At 62.8% G+C, this 17,889-nt stretch carries 19 protein-coding genes; 7 read left to right on the top strand and 12 right to left on the bottom strand.

What is annotated here, in order from left to right:
* Window position 1: 1 nt before the first annotated feature.
* From ACIPIJ_RS10570 to ACIPIJ_RS10545, 6 genes are all read right to left on the bottom strand, one after another.
* Window positions 2–1,336: an iron-containing redox enzyme family protein gene (locus ACIPIJ_RS10570; RefSeq protein ID WP_401075962.1), complete on the bottom strand. Its 1,335-nt coding sequence runs from the start codon at window positions 1,334–1,336 to the stop codon at window positions 2–4.
* 19 nt (window positions 1,337–1,355) lie between these two features.
* Window positions 1,356–1,553 carry a hypothetical protein gene (locus tag ACIPIJ_RS10565; protein WP_401075959.1) on the bottom strand — a complete coding sequence of 66 codons (198 nt, stop codon included), beginning with the start codon at window positions 1,551–1,553 and terminating at the stop codon, window positions 1,356–1,358.
* A gap of 62 nt (window positions 1,554–1,615) precedes the next feature.
* Window positions 1,616–1,798, bottom strand: coding sequence for a general stress protein (locus ACIPIJ_RS10560; RefSeq protein ID WP_401075957.1), 183 nt, complete (start codon window positions 1,796–1,798; stop codon window positions 1,616–1,618).
* Between the two features lie 111 nt (window positions 1,799–1,909).
* Window positions 1,910–3,217 carry an NTP/NDP exchange transporter gene (locus tag ACIPIJ_RS10555; protein ID WP_401075954.1) on the bottom strand — a complete coding sequence of 436 codons (1,308 nt, stop codon included), beginning with the start codon at window positions 3,215–3,217 and terminating at the stop codon, window positions 1,910–1,912.
* A 4-nt stretch (window positions 3,218–3,221) separates the two neighbouring features.
* Window positions 3,222–4,130 carry an aldo/keto reductase gene (locus tag ACIPIJ_RS10550; protein WP_401075952.1) on the bottom strand — a complete coding sequence of 303 codons (909 nt, stop codon included), beginning with the start codon at window positions 4,128–4,130 and terminating at the stop codon, window positions 3,222–3,224.
* A gap of 88 nt (window positions 4,131–4,218) precedes the next feature.
* On the bottom strand, window positions 4,219–5,100 hold the full coding sequence (locus ACIPIJ_RS10545; protein ID WP_401075949.1) for a Dyp-type peroxidase: 882 nt from the start codon (window positions 5,098–5,100) through the stop codon (window positions 4,219–4,221).
* 193 nt (window positions 5,101–5,293) lie between these two features.
* Here ACIPIJ_RS10545 and ACIPIJ_RS10540 point away from each other — a divergent pair, with 193 nt between their 5' ends.
* Window positions 5,294–6,193: a bile acid:sodium symporter family protein gene (locus ACIPIJ_RS10540; protein ID WP_401075946.1), complete on the top strand. Its 900-nt coding sequence runs from the start codon at window positions 5,294–5,296 to the stop codon at window positions 6,191–6,193.
* A 5-nt stretch (window positions 6,194–6,198) separates the two neighbouring features.
* Here ACIPIJ_RS10540 and ACIPIJ_RS10535 read toward each other — a convergent pair whose 3' ends face one another.
* A complete protein-coding gene (locus ACIPIJ_RS10535; protein ID WP_401075943.1) occupies window positions 6,199–6,666 on the bottom strand; it encodes a sterol desaturase family protein in 468 nt (155 codons plus the stop codon).
* Window positions 6,667–7,078: 412 nt separating this feature from the next.
* On the opposite strand from ACIPIJ_RS10535, the gene ACIPIJ_RS10530 reads away from it, so the two are divergent.
* Complete coding sequence (locus tag ACIPIJ_RS10530; RefSeq protein ID WP_401075940.1) at window positions 7,079–7,792, top strand: MgtC/SapB family protein; 714 nt, start codon at window positions 7,079–7,081, stop codon at window positions 7,790–7,792.
* Window positions 7,793–7,876: 84 nt separating this feature from the next.
* Here the strand turns inward: ACIPIJ_RS10530 and ACIPIJ_RS10525 are convergent, their stop codons facing one another.
* From ACIPIJ_RS10525 to ACIPIJ_RS10515, 3 genes are read right to left on the bottom strand one after another with little or no spacing between them, the layout of a single operon-like run.
* Window positions 7,877–9,442, bottom strand: a complete 1,566-nt coding sequence (locus tag ACIPIJ_RS10525; RefSeq protein ID WP_401075937.1) for a diguanylate cyclase — start codon at window positions 9,440–9,442, stop codon at window positions 7,877–7,879.
* A gap of 42 nt (window positions 9,443–9,484) precedes the next feature.
* The gene (gene xth / locus ACIPIJ_RS10520) at window positions 9,485–10,279 is read right to left on the bottom strand and encodes an exodeoxyribonuclease III (RefSeq protein ID WP_401075934.1); all 795 of its coding nucleotides are present in this window, start codon (window positions 10,277–10,279) and stop codon (window positions 9,485–9,487) included.
* A complete protein-coding gene (locus ACIPIJ_RS10515) occupies window positions 10,276–10,518 on the bottom strand; it encodes a hypothetical protein (protein WP_401075931.1) in 243 nt (80 codons plus the stop codon). Before ACIPIJ_RS10515 ends, xth begins: the two co-directional genes overlap by 4 nt.
* Window positions 10,519–10,689: 171 nt before the next feature.
* Between ACIPIJ_RS10515 and ACIPIJ_RS10510 the strand changes: the two genes are divergently transcribed.
* Both ACIPIJ_RS10510 and ACIPIJ_RS10505 read left to right on the top strand, forming a co-directional pair.
* Window positions 10,690–11,190, top strand: coding sequence for a DUF4142 domain-containing protein (locus ACIPIJ_RS10510; RefSeq protein WP_401075928.1), 501 nt, complete (start codon window positions 10,690–10,692; stop codon window positions 11,188–11,190).
* Window positions 11,191–11,203: 13 nt separating this feature from the next.
* Complete coding sequence (locus ACIPIJ_RS10505; protein WP_401075925.1) at window positions 11,204–11,455, top strand: hypothetical protein; 252 nt, start codon at window positions 11,204–11,206, stop codon at window positions 11,453–11,455.
* A 90-nt stretch (window positions 11,456–11,545) separates the two neighbouring features.
* Here the strand turns inward: ACIPIJ_RS10505 and ACIPIJ_RS10500 are convergent, their stop codons facing one another.
* Entirely contained in the window at window positions 11,546–12,532 is a 987-nt protein-coding gene (locus ACIPIJ_RS10500; protein WP_401075922.1) for a DNA-binding protein, read from the bottom strand.
* Window positions 12,533–12,811: 279 nt separating this feature from the next.
* Here ACIPIJ_RS10500 and ACIPIJ_RS10495 point away from each other — a divergent pair, with 279 nt between their 5' ends.
* The 3 genes from ACIPIJ_RS10495 (at window position 12,812) to ACIPIJ_RS10485 (ending at window position 15,435) form a co-directional block, all read left to right on the top strand.
* Entirely contained in the window at window positions 12,812–13,426 is a 615-nt protein-coding gene (locus ACIPIJ_RS10495) for a transcriptional regulator (RefSeq protein ID WP_401075919.1), read from the top strand.
* 87 nt (window positions 13,427–13,513) lie between these two features.
* On the top strand, window positions 13,514–14,491 hold the full coding sequence (locus tag ACIPIJ_RS10490) for a threonine/serine dehydratase (protein WP_401075916.1): 978 nt from the start codon (window positions 13,514–13,516) through the stop codon (window positions 14,489–14,491).
* On the top strand, window positions 14,488–15,435 hold the full coding sequence (locus tag ACIPIJ_RS10485) for an ornithine cyclodeaminase family protein (protein WP_401075913.1): 948 nt from the start codon (window positions 14,488–14,490) through the stop codon (window positions 15,433–15,435). The genes ACIPIJ_RS10490 and ACIPIJ_RS10485 overlap by 4 nt, the downstream gene beginning before the upstream one ends.
* A gap of 6 nt (window positions 15,436–15,441) precedes the next feature.
* Here the strand turns inward: ACIPIJ_RS10485 and ACIPIJ_RS10480 are convergent, their stop codons facing one another.
* Window positions 15,442–17,853: a TonB-dependent siderophore receptor gene (locus ACIPIJ_RS10480; protein ID WP_401075910.1), complete on the bottom strand. Its 2,412-nt coding sequence runs from the start codon at window positions 17,851–17,853 to the stop codon at window positions 15,442–15,444.
* Window positions 17,854–17,889 lie beyond the last annotated feature (36 nt).

Genomic DNA, 17,889 nt, shown 5'->3' with positions numbered 1-17,889 from the left:
GTCAGTGCGCCCGTTCCTGGGCGAGACCGGTGGCTTCGAGGTAGGCACGGGTGGCGTGCAGGCCCTCCGGCAGGGCGTGACGATTACCGGCCATGCGCGCGATCAGGGTGTCCATCTCCACCTGCACCTGAGCGGTGTCGTGCAGCGGCTTCTGCGGCGTAGCGGATTGCCAGCTGCCTGGCGCCACCCGGCGCAGCGGTGAATGCCACTCGCCGGCAATCCAGTCATGCCACAGCTGCTTTTCGTAGGCGTTGAATACGCCGAACATGGGTGCGCTGGGGCCTTCGATCAGCGACCACCAGCGGCTGTCGGCGGGGTTCTGCCCACGTTTGATCCAGCCCTGGGCTTGCAGGGCCTGCAAGAAATCCGGTAACGCACCGGGTTCGGCCAGCCATTGGTTGACTGTACGCTGCTGTAGCCGGCAGCGGTCAGCATGCATGAACTGGCCGAATACTCGCTTGCGCTCCAGCGCTGCGAGCAATTCGCCATCCAGGTCGAAGCAGCCGATCAGGCTCGGGGTGTCGGTGCCCAGGTCATTCAGGCGATAACCGTGTCTGACCCGTCGGTAGAACCGCTCGGCGCCGTGTTGCGGGCAGAGTTGCTGCAACGCATGGATGGCTTTGCTGGCATGGCCGCTGGATGCATTGTCGATAGTGACGTGCAATTGGAAGTAATGTCCGTCGATGCCAAGCTCGGCCAGTTCGTGGGTCGTGATCAGCAGATGAAGCGGCGGCTGCTCATAGCCCAGGTTGTAGCCGATCACTTCTGGCAGAAACTCATCACCGCTCAAACCCAGCGCCAGTTGCAGCGCGCCCTGCAGGTAACGGTCATCCTCCAGCGCTGCAGGCTCCAGGCAGCCTAGCCGGCTGAGCAGCCGGTGGTAGATCAGTACATGGTTGCAGCGTGGGTCGCCCTCGCCCAGTTCTTCGAGGTAGGTGCGAATCAAGCCGTGGAAACGGGGGTCCTGCCAGTGACGCAGCGTGCTGAACAGCCATGCTCCGTCCACAGCCTTGGTCGGTGCTACCTGCTGCACAAACCACAACGCATGGGCGCGGTTGGCGAAGTACCGGCGGGGCGCGCCTTGATGGCGTTTTTTAAGGTATTCGGCGTGCTCGCCGGCAACCTGTGAAGCGTGTCGCGCGCTCCAGGCAAGCAGCTCCTGCGGGTTGTCCGGCAGGTCATCGGGCTTGCCGTCGACCCGCGCGAGCTGTTCGCAAAGCCATTGCCGCGCGCCGCTGGCATTGCCATTCAAGAATGCCTGGTAGCGGTTGGCGAGGGTCGGACACGCGGTCTCTGCCCGTGTGGGTAGGGAGCTGTCATCGGTCAGTACCGTCATGCCGCGCCTCATCGTCTGTTTACTGGCTTTGGCCTTGGCCAGGCATCGGCTCAGGGCCTGGCGCGGGTTGTGGCGCAGGTTTTTCGGTGTTTTGCTGCATCTGCAGCGAGGGTTTGCTTTCGTCGGCATCCTTGGCCGGGTGGTCACTGTCACGGTCAAAACAACCGCCAATCAGGGACAAGGTGCCGAGTAGGCCCAACATCGGTATCAAGCGCATGGGTTGTCCTCGTTTTACGGTGAACCGCAGTGCCAGGTTGCCCCGGCACTGCGTTACGTCACTTACGAACGGCCGCCCTTGCGGCTCGTGTCGTTGGTGTGGCCACCACCGGACTGTTGGCCCCCTTTGCGTCCGGCCTCGGAGGCCTTCTCGCGGTCATTGGCGAAGTTCCCTGGGTTTTTGCTGCCGCCCTGGCTGCCCTGACCTGCCTGACTGCCGGAACTGCCCTTATCTTTCTTGTCCATGGTGCAAAACCTCATGTGACTTAGGGATGCACGGCTTGGCGCCGTACATAGGTTCGGAGTTCGGCGATATCCAGGGATTCGTTTTATTGCGATGGGTTCGGACCGGTGGCGTTAAATAAGCGGCGGTGGAGTATTTGGTGCGCCAGTGGTTGCCGTCGGTTCAACATCCAGCTGCTGCTGCCGCCTGCCCAACCAAGCACCGGTGACACCCCAGCCGAGGGCAATCGCCGTGCCGATGAGCATGGCCAGTTGCGGATGGTCGCCCAGCACATCCAGGCCACGCTTGACCCAACCGCTCAGGGCATCGCCGCCACGGTAGACCACCGTGTCGATAAAGTTCTTGGCTTTGTACTTGTCCTCGGCCGGCAACACCGTGAACAGCATCTCCCGCCCCGGCCGCACCAGGGCGTACTCCCCTGCCCGGCGGACCACCATCACCACCACGAACACGGCAAATACCGGGGCCAGTGCCAGCCAGACAAAGCCTGCCGCCATGACCAGCGGCACCGCCACCAGCAACACGCCGACGCCCATGCGTTTGGCCAGGCGGCCGGTGATAAAGACCTGGGTGAGTATCGCCAGGGCCTGGACCACACTGTCGATGAGGCCAAAGACTTGGGTCTGACGGGTGCGGTCGCTGAAGGTTACGCTGACGATCCGCGCCTGCTCGAAGTAAAGGAAAGTGCTGACGCTGGCCAATAGCACGACGAACAGGGCTATCCCCAACAGGTACGGCGAACGCAATACAGCGGTCGCGCCGGCGAATGGATTGCCGCCCAAGGGCTTCGAGGCAGATTGTTCACGGTGTGCAGGCAATGGATGCCGATCTCGCCAGCGTTGCAGGTAACCGCCTGCGGCAACGCTGCCGAGCAGAAACAGGCCAGCGAGCAGCACCAGGCCGGCATGGCCCAGTGGTGCGACCAGCAACGTGCCAAGGATCGGCCCGCTCAGGCCGCCCAGGCTGGCCCCGGCGGCCAGCAAACCGAACAGGCGCTTGCCCTGTTCGGTGGTAAATAGATCGGTGAGCACACTCCAGGCAAGTGAGATGGTCAGCAGGTTGAACACCGACAGCCAGATATAGAACGCCCGCGCAGTCCACAGGTCGTCCGGTTCACGGGCAAAGAGCATGGCAAACAGCAACAGGTTGCAGGCGAAGAAACCGTAGGTCCAAGGCAGGATCTGCCGTCGACGGACCTTCGAGGCCAACCAGCCGAACAGCGGCAGGCAGGCCAGCGTGGCAATGAAAGTGCCGGTAAACAGCCATTGCAGGTTGTCGACCCCTCCTGCGATACCCATGGTTTCACGCACCGGGCGCAACATGAAATAACCGGTGAACAGCAGGTAGAACAGCGCCAATCCCGCCACCACGGCCGGGCCCTCGCCCGGCTCAAGGTTCAGCCCTCCGCGCCAACGGCTCATGGTGTCAGGCGAACTGTTGGATCAGCGCCTGTTGCTGCGCCGGGGTGAGCAAGGGCTCGTGGCCCGCCTTGAGCTGGTCGAGCTGGCGATCGGGGCGGCCGGTTGCAGGGATGACGGTGGTCACGGCCGGGTGGCTGATGGCGAACTTGAGGAACAGCTGCGCCCAACTGCCAATGCCCGCCTCTGCGGCCCAGGCTGGCAAGGGTTGGTCCTTGACCTTGGCGAACAGGCGGCCGTCGTCGAACGCGCGGTTGATCAGCACGGCCACGCCTTTGTCCTGGCACAGTGGCAGCAGTTCACGGGCCGCGTGTGGCGCATTGACCGAATAGTTGATCTGGATGAAGTCCAGCGGCTCGCTGCGCACGATGCGCGCGACTTCGTCCTGGCCACTGTTGAGGTAATGGGTAATGCCGACGTAGCGGGTTTTGCCCTGCTGCTTGAGCTCACGGGCGTAGGGCAGTTGCGTCTGCCAGTCACGCAGGTTGTGGATCTGCAGCAGGTCGACCTTGTCGGTACGCAGGCTCTGGAGGCTGCCGGCCCATTGCGCCTCGGCGTCGGCCCGGCTGTCGGCTGCGATCTTGGTGGCGATGAAGCACTGCCGGTGCCAGCCACCCTCCTCCAGCAACTGGCCGAGAATGCTGTCGGCACCGCCGTAGTTCGGTGAGGTGTCAATGACCTTGCCGCCACCGTCGAAGAACGCCTTGAGCACCTGCTTGAGCTGCTGGTACTCGGCGGACCCGGCCACAACTTCGAAACTGCCTGAAGTGCCGGCGCCAATTACCGGCAAGGCCTCGCCTGTAGACGGGACCTTGCGCGTCAACAACCCGGCAGAGGGCGCAGCATGCAGCCAGGGGGCGGTGGCGAGCAGGCCTAAAGCCGCCCCGGCGCGTAGGACATCGCGACGTGCATACATGGAAAGCTCCCGTAATGAATCGGAAACTTTCAAGGCTAGCCGCTCTACCCTGGCCTGGCCTGTGATTCTGTATCTGGATGTTTAGTGATCAGGCGTGCAGCAGCAGGCTGAGGTCCAGGCGCGTATCGATCATCGGCGGGCACCAGTAGTAACCACCGGTCAGCGGGCGGCTGAAGCGGTACAGGCCATCGATGATGCCGTCTTCCAGGCCGCTCATGCGCCGCAGTTGCACCTCGAAGGCATCGAAGCTATGGCCAAGGGCGACAAATGCCAGGCCTGCGCCGCGGCTGTCGGCCCAGGCCACCGAGCGGCGCACCATGAAGGCCTCCGGCTCGAAGCTTTCCTGAGCGGTGCGTTTGACGTGGGCCGACTCCGGCGCGTCGTCGAGCTCTTCGTTGTCGCTCAAGCGACGGCCGATGATGTTGTCCTGGTCTGCCTGGGGCAGCGATTTGAAGTATTCCAGGTCATGCTTCCACAGCTGGAAGGCCGCAAAGCTGGAGCCCGCCAGGCCCGGTTCACCGTGCGCAACGATGGCGGCCTCGACGGCATCCTGATCCACTGGGTTTTCGGTACCGTCTTCGTAACCGGTCAGGTCGTGGCCACCGCGGTGCAGGAAGCCATCGACGCTGTCGGCCAGGTGCAAGGCTGGGGCCAGTGCCTGCTCCAGCGCGTGGGCTTGCAGCAGCAGGTCGCCGCGTTCATCGCCGCGCAGCCAGACCCACAAGGCGTGCTGGGTGCTGGGGTTCTCCACCGCTGCATCCAATTGCGGGAAGGCGCGCAGACCGGCTACTTCGCGGCCCAGGGCCTTCACCAGCGGCGCGCCGATGCCGACGATCAGGCGCTGGCCATCCACCTGCGGCAGCAGTGCGTCCAATGCAGCCGGCAATGCGTCGGCGGACTGCACGGAGAAGAACAGGTGGCGGGCGTGGGCCGGCACCGGAGTGGCAAGCAGACCTTGCTGGAACGGCATGACAGGCTAATCCTCGGTAAAAGCGGGAATGCTACTGTGCGCAGCGGGCTACCGCAACGAGGCATGCAGACGCGATGGCACCGGGCTTGCCGGGATTGCAGTAACAAAAGGTTACCAACTAGTGGCGCATTGCAATTAGCTATCGTTCAGGGCCGTCCTAGACTGCTTGGATCCCTTGCCCGAGTGACCGCCAATGACCGCCTCGCCCTTGCTGACCGCCTTTCTCCCTTTGGCCCTGGGCATCATCATGCTGGGCCTTGGCTTGTCACTGACCCTGGCCGACTTCGCCCGTGTAGTGAAGTATCCAAAACCCGTGGTGGTCGGCCTGGCCTGCCAGATACTGCTGCTGCCGCTGGTGTGCTTCCTGATTGCCAACGGCTTCGGCCTGGAGTCGGCATTGGCCGTCGGCCTGATGCTGCTGGCGGCCTCGCCGGGCGGTACCACCGCCAACCTGTTCAGCCACCTGGCGAAGGGTGATGTGGCGCTGAATATCACCCTGACGGCGGTCAACTCGTTGATCGCAATCCTGACCATGCCGCTCCTGGTGAACCTGTCGCTGATGTGGTTTATGGCATCGGACCAGGCCATCCCGCTGCAATTCGCCAAGGTGATGCAGGTGTTCGCCATCGTCCTGTTGCCGGTCGCCCTGGGCATGCTGATCCGCCGCTGGGCGCCGGGTTTTGCCGCACGCATGGAGAAGCCGATGAAGCTGGTGGCCGCGCTGTTCCTGGCGTTCACCATCGTGTTGGCCCTGGCCAAGGACTGGCAGACGGTGGTCGCGTACGCCCCCGTGGTCGGCCTGGCGGCGCTGCTGTTCAACCTGATCAGCCTGGCACTCGGTTACTGGGTGCCGCGCTGGTTGAACATTCCCAGGCGTCAGGCCATCGCCATTGGCATGGAGATCGGCATCCACAATGGCACCCTGGCGATCGCTTTGGCCTTGAGCCCTTCGCTGCTGAACAACGCAACCATGGCGGTGCCGGCGGCGCTGTACAGCCTGATCATGTTCTTCACGGCGGCGGGGTTTGGCTGGTGGGTGAGCCGTGGGCATGCGGCGGCAGCGCCGCAAGGCAAGGGTGAAACGGTGAATTGACGCGCTCAGCTACGGCTGCGCCGGGCCTGTAACTGGCGCTTGAGCACGTTCAGCGGCGGCGCATAGAAAAAACCGAACGACACGCTGCCCGTGCGCCCCTTGACCGCATGGTGCAGCCGGTGGGCGCGGTGCAGGCGTTTGAGGTAACGGTTGATGGGCCGCGGCGTGCGTGGCCAATGCCGATGGAATAAGCCGTCATGGGCCAGCACATACAACACCCCATAACCCGCCACACCGCCACCGACCCACTGCAATGGCGCATAGCCAGCCTTGCCCAGTGCCACCAGCGCAGCGGCGATCAGGCCCAGGGCCAGCAGATAGAGGTCGTTGGTTTCGAGCATGCCCAAGTGCGGCTCGTGGTGCGAACGGTGCAGCCACCAGCCCCAGCCATGCATGATGTATTTGTGTGCCAGCGTGCCGACACCTTCCATGGCCACCAGGGTGCCGATCAGCACGACGAAATTGAACAGCATGTCACGGTCCGGGTGATGGCGAAGAATGGCGCAAGGGTACCGATTACCGGCGTTTTTTTCCATGCAGCAGTGACCGACTGTAGGGCATTTCCTGATGAAGCCATTGTCATCTCTTTGCCCTTGACCCCGCGCAGACCGGGGCGTAAGGTCCACCCCGCAATTTCTCTTCCCTGAACAGGAGCCCTGCATTGGACAGTAGCCCCAGTCGCTTGCGACAGGCCCACTCGGCGAGCTAGTCCGGCAGCGTCCTGCCACTGTCTCGCTTACGGCTAGACGGTGGAATGCTCCAGCCCCATGGCTTGAGCCACTCCTCCCTTCCTACCCTTCGTGGTACTGCGCATTTCTGGTTTTTTCAAACCGCGCCACCTGCTGTGGCGTTAGAGCGGGCATGTGCCCGCGCAAGAGGTTCGCTATGGATTGGAAAGTATTTCTGCTGCGTGTCAGCATCGCCCTGCTGCTCGGTGCCGTGATCGGTGCCGAGCGCCAACTGCGTCAACGCCTGACCGGGCTGCGCACCAATGCGCTGGTCAGCACCGGCGCCTGTCTGTTCGTGCTGATGACCCAGGCCGTGCCCGGCATGGCCCCCACCGATGCTTCACGGGTTGCGGCCTATGTGGTGTCGGGGATCGGCTTTCTGGGGGGCGGTGTGATCATGCGCGACGGCATGACCGTGCGTGGCTTGAACACCGCTGCCACGCTGTGGTGCACCGCGGCGGTCGGTGTATTGTGCAGCCTTGGCCTGCTCCTGGAGGCCGCACTGGGTAGCCTGGTGGTGCTGTGCGCCAACATTTTGCTGCGCGACATCGCCCAGCGCCTGGACCGTCAGGAAGTGCTGCCGGCCAGCGAAGTCGAACAGCGCTACGAGGTGCGCGTGGTGTGCCGTGCCGAGGACGAGATCCAGGTGCGCAGCCTGATGCTGCACAGCCTGGGCGACCCGGAACTGCGCCTGCAGTCGCTGCACAGCGAGGACCTGGCCAACCCGGCGCGCCTGGAAGTGCGCGCCGAACTGCTGGGCAATCCGCAGGCACCGGCGCAACTGGAGCGCCTGGTGAGCCGGGTAAGCCTGGAGAAAGGTGTCAGTTCGGTGCGCTGGCAGTTGCAGGCGCAGCCATTGGCAACGGACTAAGGAACGCCGGCCCTACCTGTAGATCTTCCCAAACGCTCTCTGATTCAGTGAATAACCGCGAAGAGGCCGATAAAGCGCTCAAGGTCATCCGGTACTCATGGCCATGCTGCCCGCGACGGTGTAGCCATCCCTGCCCTGCCGCTTAGCCTGATACAAGGCACTGTCCGCTGCTGCCATCAGGCTTTCTGCGCTGCTTGCGTCAGTTGCCGGGTGCCCCACGGCTATGCCGGCACTGGCCGACACTCGCCCCAGCGGGCTGCCGGCATGCTCGATCAGTTGACGGCGCAGCAACTGCAGAATGTCCTCGACCACCAGCTCGGCGCCCTGCACGTCGGTGTCCGGCAACAGTACGGTGAACTCTTCACCGCCATAGCGCACGGCCAGGTCCGCCGGCCGTTTCAGCGCCTGCTGCAGCAGTTCGGCGAAACGCCGCAGGCACTGGTCACCCGCCGGGTGGCCATAGCGGTCGTTGTAGAGTTTGAAGTAATCCAGGTCGAGCATCACCAGCGCTAGCGCATAGCCTTGGCGCCGTGCCCGGCGAATCTCAGCCTCGAACACCGCATCCAGCCGGCGACGGTTGCCCAAGCCGGTCAGGCTGTCCGTCAGGGCCAGCGACTTGAGGGTCTGATGCGCCTGGTGCAACGCCCGTTCGATGGCGATCCGCTCGCGCAACTGGCGCAACACCACCCAGCCAAATGCGCCCAACCCCACCAGCAATAACAACAGCACCGCAGCCGACTTGATCACATCATGCCGCCAGGGCGCGATGATCGATTCGCGTGACAACCCTGCCTCGACCACCAAAGGGTAGCTCGCCAGTGCCCGATAGCCATACAGCCGCGGCGTACCGTCGACGACCGCAACGGCCTCTGCCAGCCCCTCACTTGCATAGGGCAGGTGGTTGAGAAAGATCTCGCTGTTGGCCAGGCTGCGGCCCACTACCTGTTCGACGAACGGCCGGCGTACCAGGATGGTGCCATCGCGCTTGGCCAATACCAGGGCGCCGCGCTCGTCGATCTTGAAGTCGCCGTAGTAGCGCACGAACCAGTCCACCTTGATGGTCCCGAGCAGAACCCCGGCGAAGCTGCCGTCAGGGTTGTCCAACCTGCGCGAGATGGGAATGATCAGGTCGCCGGTCGAACGGCTGCGCACCACCGAGCCGATGCGCACACTGCGGTCGGTATGGGTGCGGTGAAAAACAAAATAGTCACGGTCGCCATTGTTGGCATTGGCCGGGACATCGGCCTGATCGGTGACGATCCAGCTGCCGTCCGGGCCATAGACGAACAACCCGTGCAGTTGCGGCATGATTGCTTTCTGTTGCGCCAGCAAGGCATGCAACCGCGGACGGTCGAGGTGGTCGAAGCCATCGCCTTCGAGGCGCTCGGCCAGGGCTGCGGTGATGGCGTCGACCTGGCGGATGGCGTCTTCGGCGTGCTGGGCGGTGGCCCTCGCCAGGTTGCTGACCATGTTCTCGGCATTGCTGAAGGCGTGCCTGTAGTCACGCCAGATGCGCCAGCCCTCGATCGACACGAACGTCAGCATGACCACGGCCATGAAGGACAGCACCAGCCGGAACAACGCCACCGCGCGCCCCTCGCCGGTAACCGCGAATAGCCCGTCCTCGTCCTGTTTCCTGGCCGCACCCATGGAAGTCCTTGCCCTCAAGCGTTCGCCGCCTATCACTATAGTTCAGCGCTGCTTGCGCGTAGCCAGTTCGAGCCAAGTCGGCGCATGGTCGCTGGCCTTGGGTTCGTTGCGCACCCACGCGTCCACCCCGCCGGCCTTGAGGTACGGCGCAAGCCCGGGGTTGAGCAGCAGGTGGTCGATACGCAGCCCAGCGTTGCGCGCCCAATGGTTGCGAAAGTAATCCCAGAAGGTATAGATGCGCTCCTTGGGATAGAGGTGGCGGATGGCGTCGGTCCAGCCCTGGTCGAGCAGGCCTTGGTAGCAACTGCGCGACTCCGGCTGCAGCAACGCATCCTTGAGCCAGGATTTCGGGTTGTAGATGTCGAAATCGCTGGGTACCACATTGAAGTCGCCTGCCAGCACGGTGGGATGCCCCTTGCTCAGCAGTTCACGGGCATGCGCGTTCAAGCACTCGAACCAGCGCAGCTTGTAATCGAATTTGGGCCCAGGCTGGGGGTTGCCGTTGGGCAGGTACAGGCACCCCACCAGCAAGCCATGAACTGCGGCTTCCAGATAGCGGCTCTGGCCGTCGTCTTCCATGCCCGGCAGCCCTCGGCGCACCTCCAGTGGCTGGCTGCCGCGCGCCAGGATCGCGACCCCGTTCCACGACGGCTGGCCGTGGTGCAGGTAGCCATAGCCTGCGGCCTCGAAGGCTTCGCCAGGGAACTGCGCATCGGCTGCCTTGAGTTCCTGCAGGCAGGCGATGTCGGGCTTTTCCCGCTCCAGCCAGGCCAGCAAGCCCGGCAGGCGGCTGCGGATACCGTTGATATTGAAGGTGGCGATGCGCAGCGCTTTCATGCGTCTGGGTCTTCTACACGGGCCTGCACCGCGTCTTGCAACGCACCGACATGGGCCTCATCCGCCAAGGCCTTGAGCGCCAGCCAGTCGTCCCAGTCGATGGCGCCATCGTCACGCAGCGCTTCGGCTGTACGCACCAGTTCATGGTGGTAGGCGTCCGGCGACTCACGGCGGTAGCTGTCATCGTCGTACTGCGCATACCAGGCCTCCAGCTCGGGAATGCTGCGTTCAATGCTCATCCTCTGCTCCTTCGCGGCAACCTTTGAATGTGTGAGCGTAGCCGCCAGGCATCGTTCAACCGCAAAGGCGCGGTGGTCGCCAGCCCTTGAAAAAAATTAAACCTCTGACCACGGACGCGGCTCAACCGTACGCGACACTGAGGTCGCGCCACCGATAGCAAGGAGTGAGACATGAGCAATTTGTTCATCAAACGCGCAGGTTTGTCGTTGGTGCTGGGCATGGCGTCGCTGCAGGCTCTGGCGGCATCCTCCGATGACTTCGTCGATGCGGCCACCGAGGCCGGCATCGCCGAGGTGGTCACCGGCAATCTGGCCCTGGAAAAGAGCCAGAATGCTGAGATCAAGACCTTCGCCCAGCAGATGGTCACCGACCACACCAAGGCTAACCAGAAGCTCGGGGATATCGCCCGCAAACTCGACATCAGCGTGCCCGACGAGGCGGCCCTGACCGACAAGGTCAAGAAGGTGATCCTCGAATGGCGCGAGGAGTCTTTCGACAAGTCCTACGTCAACAACCAGGTCGATGCCCATGAAAAGGCCGTGGAGCTGTTCAAGAAGGAAGCCGCTTCATCTGACAAGGCTGAGCTGAAAGCGTTTGCCAGCGAAACGCTGCCCACGCTGCAGCACCACCTGGAGCAGGCTAAGGCGCTCCAGGCCACCCACGGCAAATGATCGGAGGACACCGATGACTATCGATACATTGCGCAGCGAAATCCTGACTCGGCTGTTGCATGCCCACCCGCACGGGCTGGGCAAAGAAGTGCTCGACAACTACCGTGGTGAAAAGGCCGTCGCCGATGTGCTCAATACCTTGCAAGCGCACGGGTTGATCCAGGATGGCAGCGTGGTGACCGAAGGTGATCACCCGCTGAGCATCAGCTACCCGATCAAGCTGTCTGCGGCAGGCGTTGAGGCCGCAAAGCAGGTTGACAGTTAACACCTGAAGGCTGTGTAGGAGCCGGCAAGCCGGCTCCTACACGAGTTGCGACACCTTTGGTCATTGGCGCAGCCAGTGGCTTGCGCAGCATTAGCGGGTCACTTCGTCGGCCGTGGCTTGAAGCGCCTTGATTGCCTCATCCCGCTTGAGCAACTCATCTTCAAGAAACTGCAGCTGCCTGCCCTGCTCTGCACTCAGCGCACGCTTGTCCTCAAGGGTCTGGTTCTGCGCCTGCAGCTGCCGGCGCATTTCATCGCTGGCGCCCTGCGCCTGCGCCAGGATGGTACGCAGGCCTTGGATCTGCGTGTCGCGCTGTTCAAGCAGCTCATCGAGTGCCTTGCGCTCGCTGCTGACCTGGCGATGCTCGCCGAGCAGGCGTTCGTTATCGCGGTGCAGCCGGGTCAACTCATCCTGCTTGATGATCATCCCCTGCTGCAGCTGACGCAGCTCGACTTGTAGCTGTTGCACTTGCGCCTCGTGGCGACGCTGGTCCTGCTCACGCTGCTCCCGGCTGGCGTTGCGGTAGTGCTCCAGGGCATCGCGGGCGTGGCGGTGTTTCTCCTCCAGCGAGCGCACCTGCTCGTCCTTGTCGGCCAGGCGCACCTGCAACTCGCCCAGCGCCTGGTTGAGGCTCGCACCGCGCAGTTGCTCGGCTTGCAGCGTGCTGAGCGTAGCGCTCAGGCGCTCCGATTCTGCGGCCAGCGCGGCGTCCTGGATCTGCTGTTGCTGGTGCGCGGCGGCCAGCGCCTGCTGGGCCAGTTGCAGCTGCGCTTCGAGCTGCTCGCGCTGTTGATTGAGCGTGGCTTCAACCTGCTCGAACCGCGCATCCGCCTCTTCCTGCAGTTGCTCTGCCAGCTGCGACACCAGTTTTGACAGCGTATCGCTCAAGGCAGGCGTGCCCTGCAGCGCCGCAGGCTTCACGCCTTCGAGCTCCTTGAGGTAGCGGTGAATGGTGGTCTTCGAGCCTGTATTGCCCAGCTCGATACGTACCGCATCGATGCTGGGGTACTCACCCCGGGCGATCAGCACCTGCCTTGCCTGCTGCACTACCGCCTTGTTGATACCGCCCCGGGCCATGTTTGCTCCTACGATTTCGTGTTGTGTTACGTACTATGTAATTACGTACTTATTTTGGCTTTTTAGCACTATAAAAACAAGCCTTATCTAAGGCGTAATAATCACGGCTTATCGCATGAGAGGGCATAAAAACCGCGTTTGGAATGAGCTGTCGTAGCAGGGGCAGTACGAAAGGCACTCAAAAGCGACTTTGCAGGCGCCTTGAAGTTGGGTAGCGGTTGAGTCCACCATGGACAAAATGGCTACACGCCAACTCCAGTCCTTGATCCTTGGCCGAAGATGAACATCGAAAACTACAAGGCAATCGCCGACAGCATCGCGCTGCTGCTCTTCCCCCACGCTGAAGTCATCGTCCATGAGGTGCGCAGCCAGACGGTGGTCCACATCGCGAATAATTTTTCCAAGCGCAAACTGGGCGATGACTCGGCACTGGACCTGGAGCTGGGCGATTTTCGCAACACTGCCAAGCTTGGCCCTTACGAGAAGCTCAACTGGGACGGGCAGAAGATTCGCTCGATTACTACCGTGCTCTACAACGCGAGCGGTGAAGCCGAACACCTGCTGTGCATCAACCTGAATTTCTCGGTACTGGAGCAGGCGCGCGAAGCGCTTGATGCGTTCTTCCAGCTCAGCCGCCTGGTGCCGCAGCCCGATGCGTTGTTCAAGGATGACTGGCAGGAACGCATCAACACCTTCCTGCACGCCTGGTTGCAGGCGCGCAACTTGTCATTGCGCACATTGAAGATGAAAGAGAAACGCGCCCTCGTGGAGGCGCTGCATGCCGAAGGCGCATTCGAAGGCCGCAGCGCTGCTGACTATGTGGCCAATGTACTGAGCATGGGGCGGGCGACGGTTTACAAGTACCTGAAAGAACTGCGGGACCTGCCCGCCTGAAGGCTTTCCAGGGGTCGCCCGGCCCTTGTCTATTGTAGATATTGAGTCTATTGTGGATTTCAAATCCACAAATGGACCCGTACTCCCATGTCTCTCGATGCCCATTACCTGACTTCGCTGTACCAGGCGATCAAAGAAGCCCATCAAGCGCTGCGCCCGGAAGTCAGTGTCACCCCGCTGACTTACAGCGCGCGGCTGTCGTCGAGCACCGAGTGCAGCGTGTATCTGAAATGCGAGCACCTGCAACACACTGGCTCGTTCAAGTTTCGCGGCGCCAGCAACAAGCTTCGCCTGCTGCCAGCCGAACAGCGCAAGCACGGCGTCATCACGGCCTCTTCGGGTAACCACGGGCAGGGCCTGGCACTGGCGGGCAAGGTGATGGGAGTGCCGGTCACCGTGTACACCACCACCTCGGCCTCTGCGTACAAGCTCGACGCCATGCGCGCGCTCGGCGCCGACGTGGTGACGCTCGCCCTGGACCCGCTGGGTGTGGAACTGGAAGCTGCACGGCAGGCCGCAACCCAGGGCAAACCCTTTGTCTCGCCCTACAACGACCCACAGGTCATCGCCGGCCAAGGCACCATCGGCATGGAACTGTTCGAACAGGCCCCAGACCTGGACGCGGTGTTCGTTGCGGTAGGGGGTGGTGGAATGATCTCGGGCATCGGCGTTGCACTGCGCGCGCTCAACCCGAACATCGACATCATCGGCTGCTGGCCCGCGAACGCACCAACCCTGCTGCGTTCGCTCGAAGCCGGGGACATCATCGAGATGGAAGAAGAGGACACGATCTCCGATGGCACCGCAGGCGGTGTCGAGCCGGGCTGCATCACTTTCCCGCTCTGCCAGGCGCTACTGACCCGCACCGTGCTGGTCAGCGAAGCTGAGATCAAGGCAGCGATGCGCGATGTCGCCAGCGCTGAGCGCTGGATCATCGAAGGCGCCGCCGGTGTCGCGGTTGCCGGCATGCAGAAACTGGCCAAGGACTATCGCGGCAAGCGCGTCGCCGTGGTGATCTGCGGGCGCAACATCGTGCTCGAAAAATTCCTCGAGGCGGTCCAATGAAAGTCTTCAGCAAAGAACAAATCATTTCCCGGCTTGATCTGGATCTGGCGGTGCAGCGCCTTGAGCAAGGGTTCATCGCCTTCTCACAGGGCAAGGTCCAGGTTCCACCCACCCAGGCATTCACGTTCCCGCAGGCGAACGGGGACTGCTGCATCAAGTCGGCCCATGTCGAAGGCAGCGACACCTTCACGGTGAAGGTGTCGACCGGCTTCTACGACAACCCGTCCAAAGGGTTGCCCAGCAATGACGGCCTGATGATGGTGGTCTCGGCCACCACCGGGCAGCCCATTGCCCTGTTGCAGGATGAGGGCTGGCTGACCTGCATCCGCACTGCGCTGGCCGGGCGCATCGCCGCTCGCCTGCTGGCGCCCGCCCAGGTCAAAGCGATCGGCATCCTGGGCACCGGCGTGCAGGCGCGGATGCAGCTGGAACAGCTGGCTAGCGTCACCCCTTGCCGTAAGGTGGTCGTGTGGGGGCGCGGTGAAACCCAGTTGGAGGAATACAAAGCATTCGCCAGCGGCCTTGGCTATGACGTTGACGTCACGCGCAGCGCTGAAAAGGTTGCACTCGATGCAAACTTCATCGTCTGCGCAACGCCCTCACGTGAACCGTTGTTACGCAGCGACTGGGTGCAACCCGGCAGCCATATCACCGCCGTGGGCGCAGACGCACTGGGCAAGCAGGAGCTGGATCCGGCACTGGTCGCGCGGGCTGAGCGCATCGTCGTTGACTCCCTTTACCAATGCACGCAGTACGGCGAGGTCTCCCACGCACTGAAAGCCGGCTTGATCGGCGAGCAGCAACTGGTCGAACTGGGCGCCCTGCTCGAAGGCCGCGCGCCAGGGCGTGACAACGACGAGCAGATTACCCTGGCCGATCTGACCGGCGTGGCCGTCCAGGACGCGCAGATTTCAAGCTGCGTCCTGGGCGCCCCCAATGGCTGAGTATTTTCAGAAGTCGTAACGCACATTCATCATCAGGTTACGCGGAGCGCCATAGTGCGCGTAGCTGCCGGCGAACCCCGCATAGTACTTCTCGTCGAACAGGTTGTTGAGGTTGAGCGTGGTCGACAGGTGATCGTTGATGCGGTACCGCGCCATCAGGTTGACCACGCTGTAGTCATCCTGGCCCACACGGCTGTTATATCGGCTGAAGTACAGCGAGTTGCTGGAATTCCAGTCGACGCCGCCGCCCAGGGTCAGGCGCCGCCATTCACCCGGCAGCTGGTAGGTGCTCCATAGGCGCAAGGTGTCCAGGGGCAGTTGCGCGGTCAGCCGTTGGCCGTCGGCATCCTCGGTGCGTGAATGGCTGTAGCCACCCTGCACGTTCCAGCCGGGGCTGAGCTCCCCTGCCAGCTCCAGGTCGATACCCTTGGTTTCGGCACCGTTCACTGCACGGTAGGCGCTCTCTTCGGGGTTGGTGCCGGGCACGGTGAAGCCGCCATCCAGTTCGGCGACGTTGTCGCGCTTGATCAGGTAAGCGGCAACGCTGGCGTTGAGCCGGCCTTCGTAGAATTCGCCCTTCCAGCCCATTTCATAGTTCTTGCCCACCACCGGGTCGAGCATTTTGCCGTCACGGTCGCGGCTCGATTGCGGTTTGAAGATGTCGGTGTAGCTGACATAGACCGATTGCTGCGCCGTCAGGTCGTAGACCAGGCCGGCGTAAGGCGTCACCACGCCACGTTCGGTCAGGCGGTAGTCGGTGGGTACGCCGTTGGGCAGGCTGCGCAGGTAATAGTGGTACCGGTAGTTGCTGCCACGGGCGCCGAGGATCAGGTGCAGGTCATCGCTAAGGTTGAAGCGCCCTGCGGCGAAATAGCCGCTCTGCTGAGTAGCGACATCGTAGTCCAGGTTGGGGGTGAAGCTGTCGATCGCAGGTTTGGGCAGCTCGTTGTCCCACTGGTTGAAATCGACAGTCACCGCCTGGCCGGCCACCGCGTGGTGGTGGTTGACGTAGTCGAGGTAGTTGGCACCCAGGATCAGCTCATGGGTCTGCCCGAACAGCTCGAACGGCCCTTGCAGCGTTGCGTCCACGGCTTTCTGCCGTTGGCTGGCCCAGGATGCGCTCTGGGCAATGCTGGCAAGCCCCTGCGGCGTGATATTGGAGTTGCCGGACGGGCTGGAATAGGAGCCTGTGCGGGTGTCGCGGTCGACGTCCATGTAGGTCGTCGCCACCTTGAACTGCCAGTCTCCCGCCAGCTGCTGTTCAAGCCCGAGATTGTAATTGGTGGTTTCGAAACGGTCCTCGTTCCAGCGTGCACCGGAGCTGGTCGAACGGGAAAAATCAGTTTGCTGGCCGTTGTTGTAGAGCAGCGGCACGCCTTGGGCGCCGGTCGGGCGATAGCGTTGGTGGTCAATGCTCAGGCGCAGCAGCGTGCTCTCGCTCAGGTCGGCTTCGAGCGCGCCGTAGGCAATGTCGCGGTCCTGCTGGTACCAGTCCATGAAGGTATGGTTGGTCTGTTTGGCCGCCACCAAGCGCCCGCGCAGGTTGCCGCTTGGGGTCAGCGGGCCGGAAATGTCCGCTTCCAGGCGCTGGTAGTTCCACGAGCCGATTCCGCCCTGGATATAAGCCTGGAAGGTCGGGGTCGGGCGCTTGCGCACCACGTTGACCACGCCACTAGGGTCGCCCGCACCGGTCATCAGGCCGGTGGCGCCGCGCACCACCTCGACGCGGTCGTAGATCGCCATGTCCAGCAATGTGCTAGGCATGGTGCGGGTCTGGTTCTCCTGGTAGGTGGTAACGCCGTCGAACTGGTAGGTATTCAGGGCACTGCCACGCGAGTAGATGTTAAAACGCTCGCCGCCGTCCTGAGACATGGTGATGCCCGGCGTGTGCTTGAGCACATCCGACATGCTGGTAAGTTGCTGGTCATCCATGAACTGGCGGGTGATGACGCTGATGCTCTGCGGGGTTTCGCGAACCGACAGGTTCATCTTGGTCGCGGTACTGGTCACCCCGGTGGTGTAGGCACCCGTGCCTTCGGTTGTGGAGCCGAGCCCTGAAGCATTGATGCTGGTGGCGCCCAGCTCCAGCGCATGGGCCTCGGCAGCCTTGCGGATCAACCGGTAACGGCCAGGGCCAACCGCCAGCGGTTGCAGCCCGGTCCCGGCGAGCAACACGGCAAGCCCCTGTTCGACCGCGTACTCACCTTTCAGCCCCGGGCTTTTCACACCTTTGGAATCCTGAGAATCCACCGCCACCATCACCCCCGCCTGTTGGCCGAATTGCCCTAGCACGCGATCGAGGCCGCCCGGTGCGATGTCGAAAGTTGCCGCCTGTGCAGGCAGGTGGAATGCGGCCACGGCAAGGCCGAACAGCAGCGGGCGCGCGGCAGTGGCAAGGGGGGTAAGGCGACAATGCATCGAGACAATCCTTGGCAGACAGGGGGAGTAAAAGCG

The organism is Pseudomonas sp. NPDC087185 (genome assembly GCF_044744955.1).
Classification (GTDB): domain Bacteria; phylum Pseudomonadota; class Gammaproteobacteria; order Pseudomonadales; family Pseudomonadaceae; genus Aquipseudomonas.
This window is presented reverse-complemented; position numbering and strand designations above follow the sequence as displayed.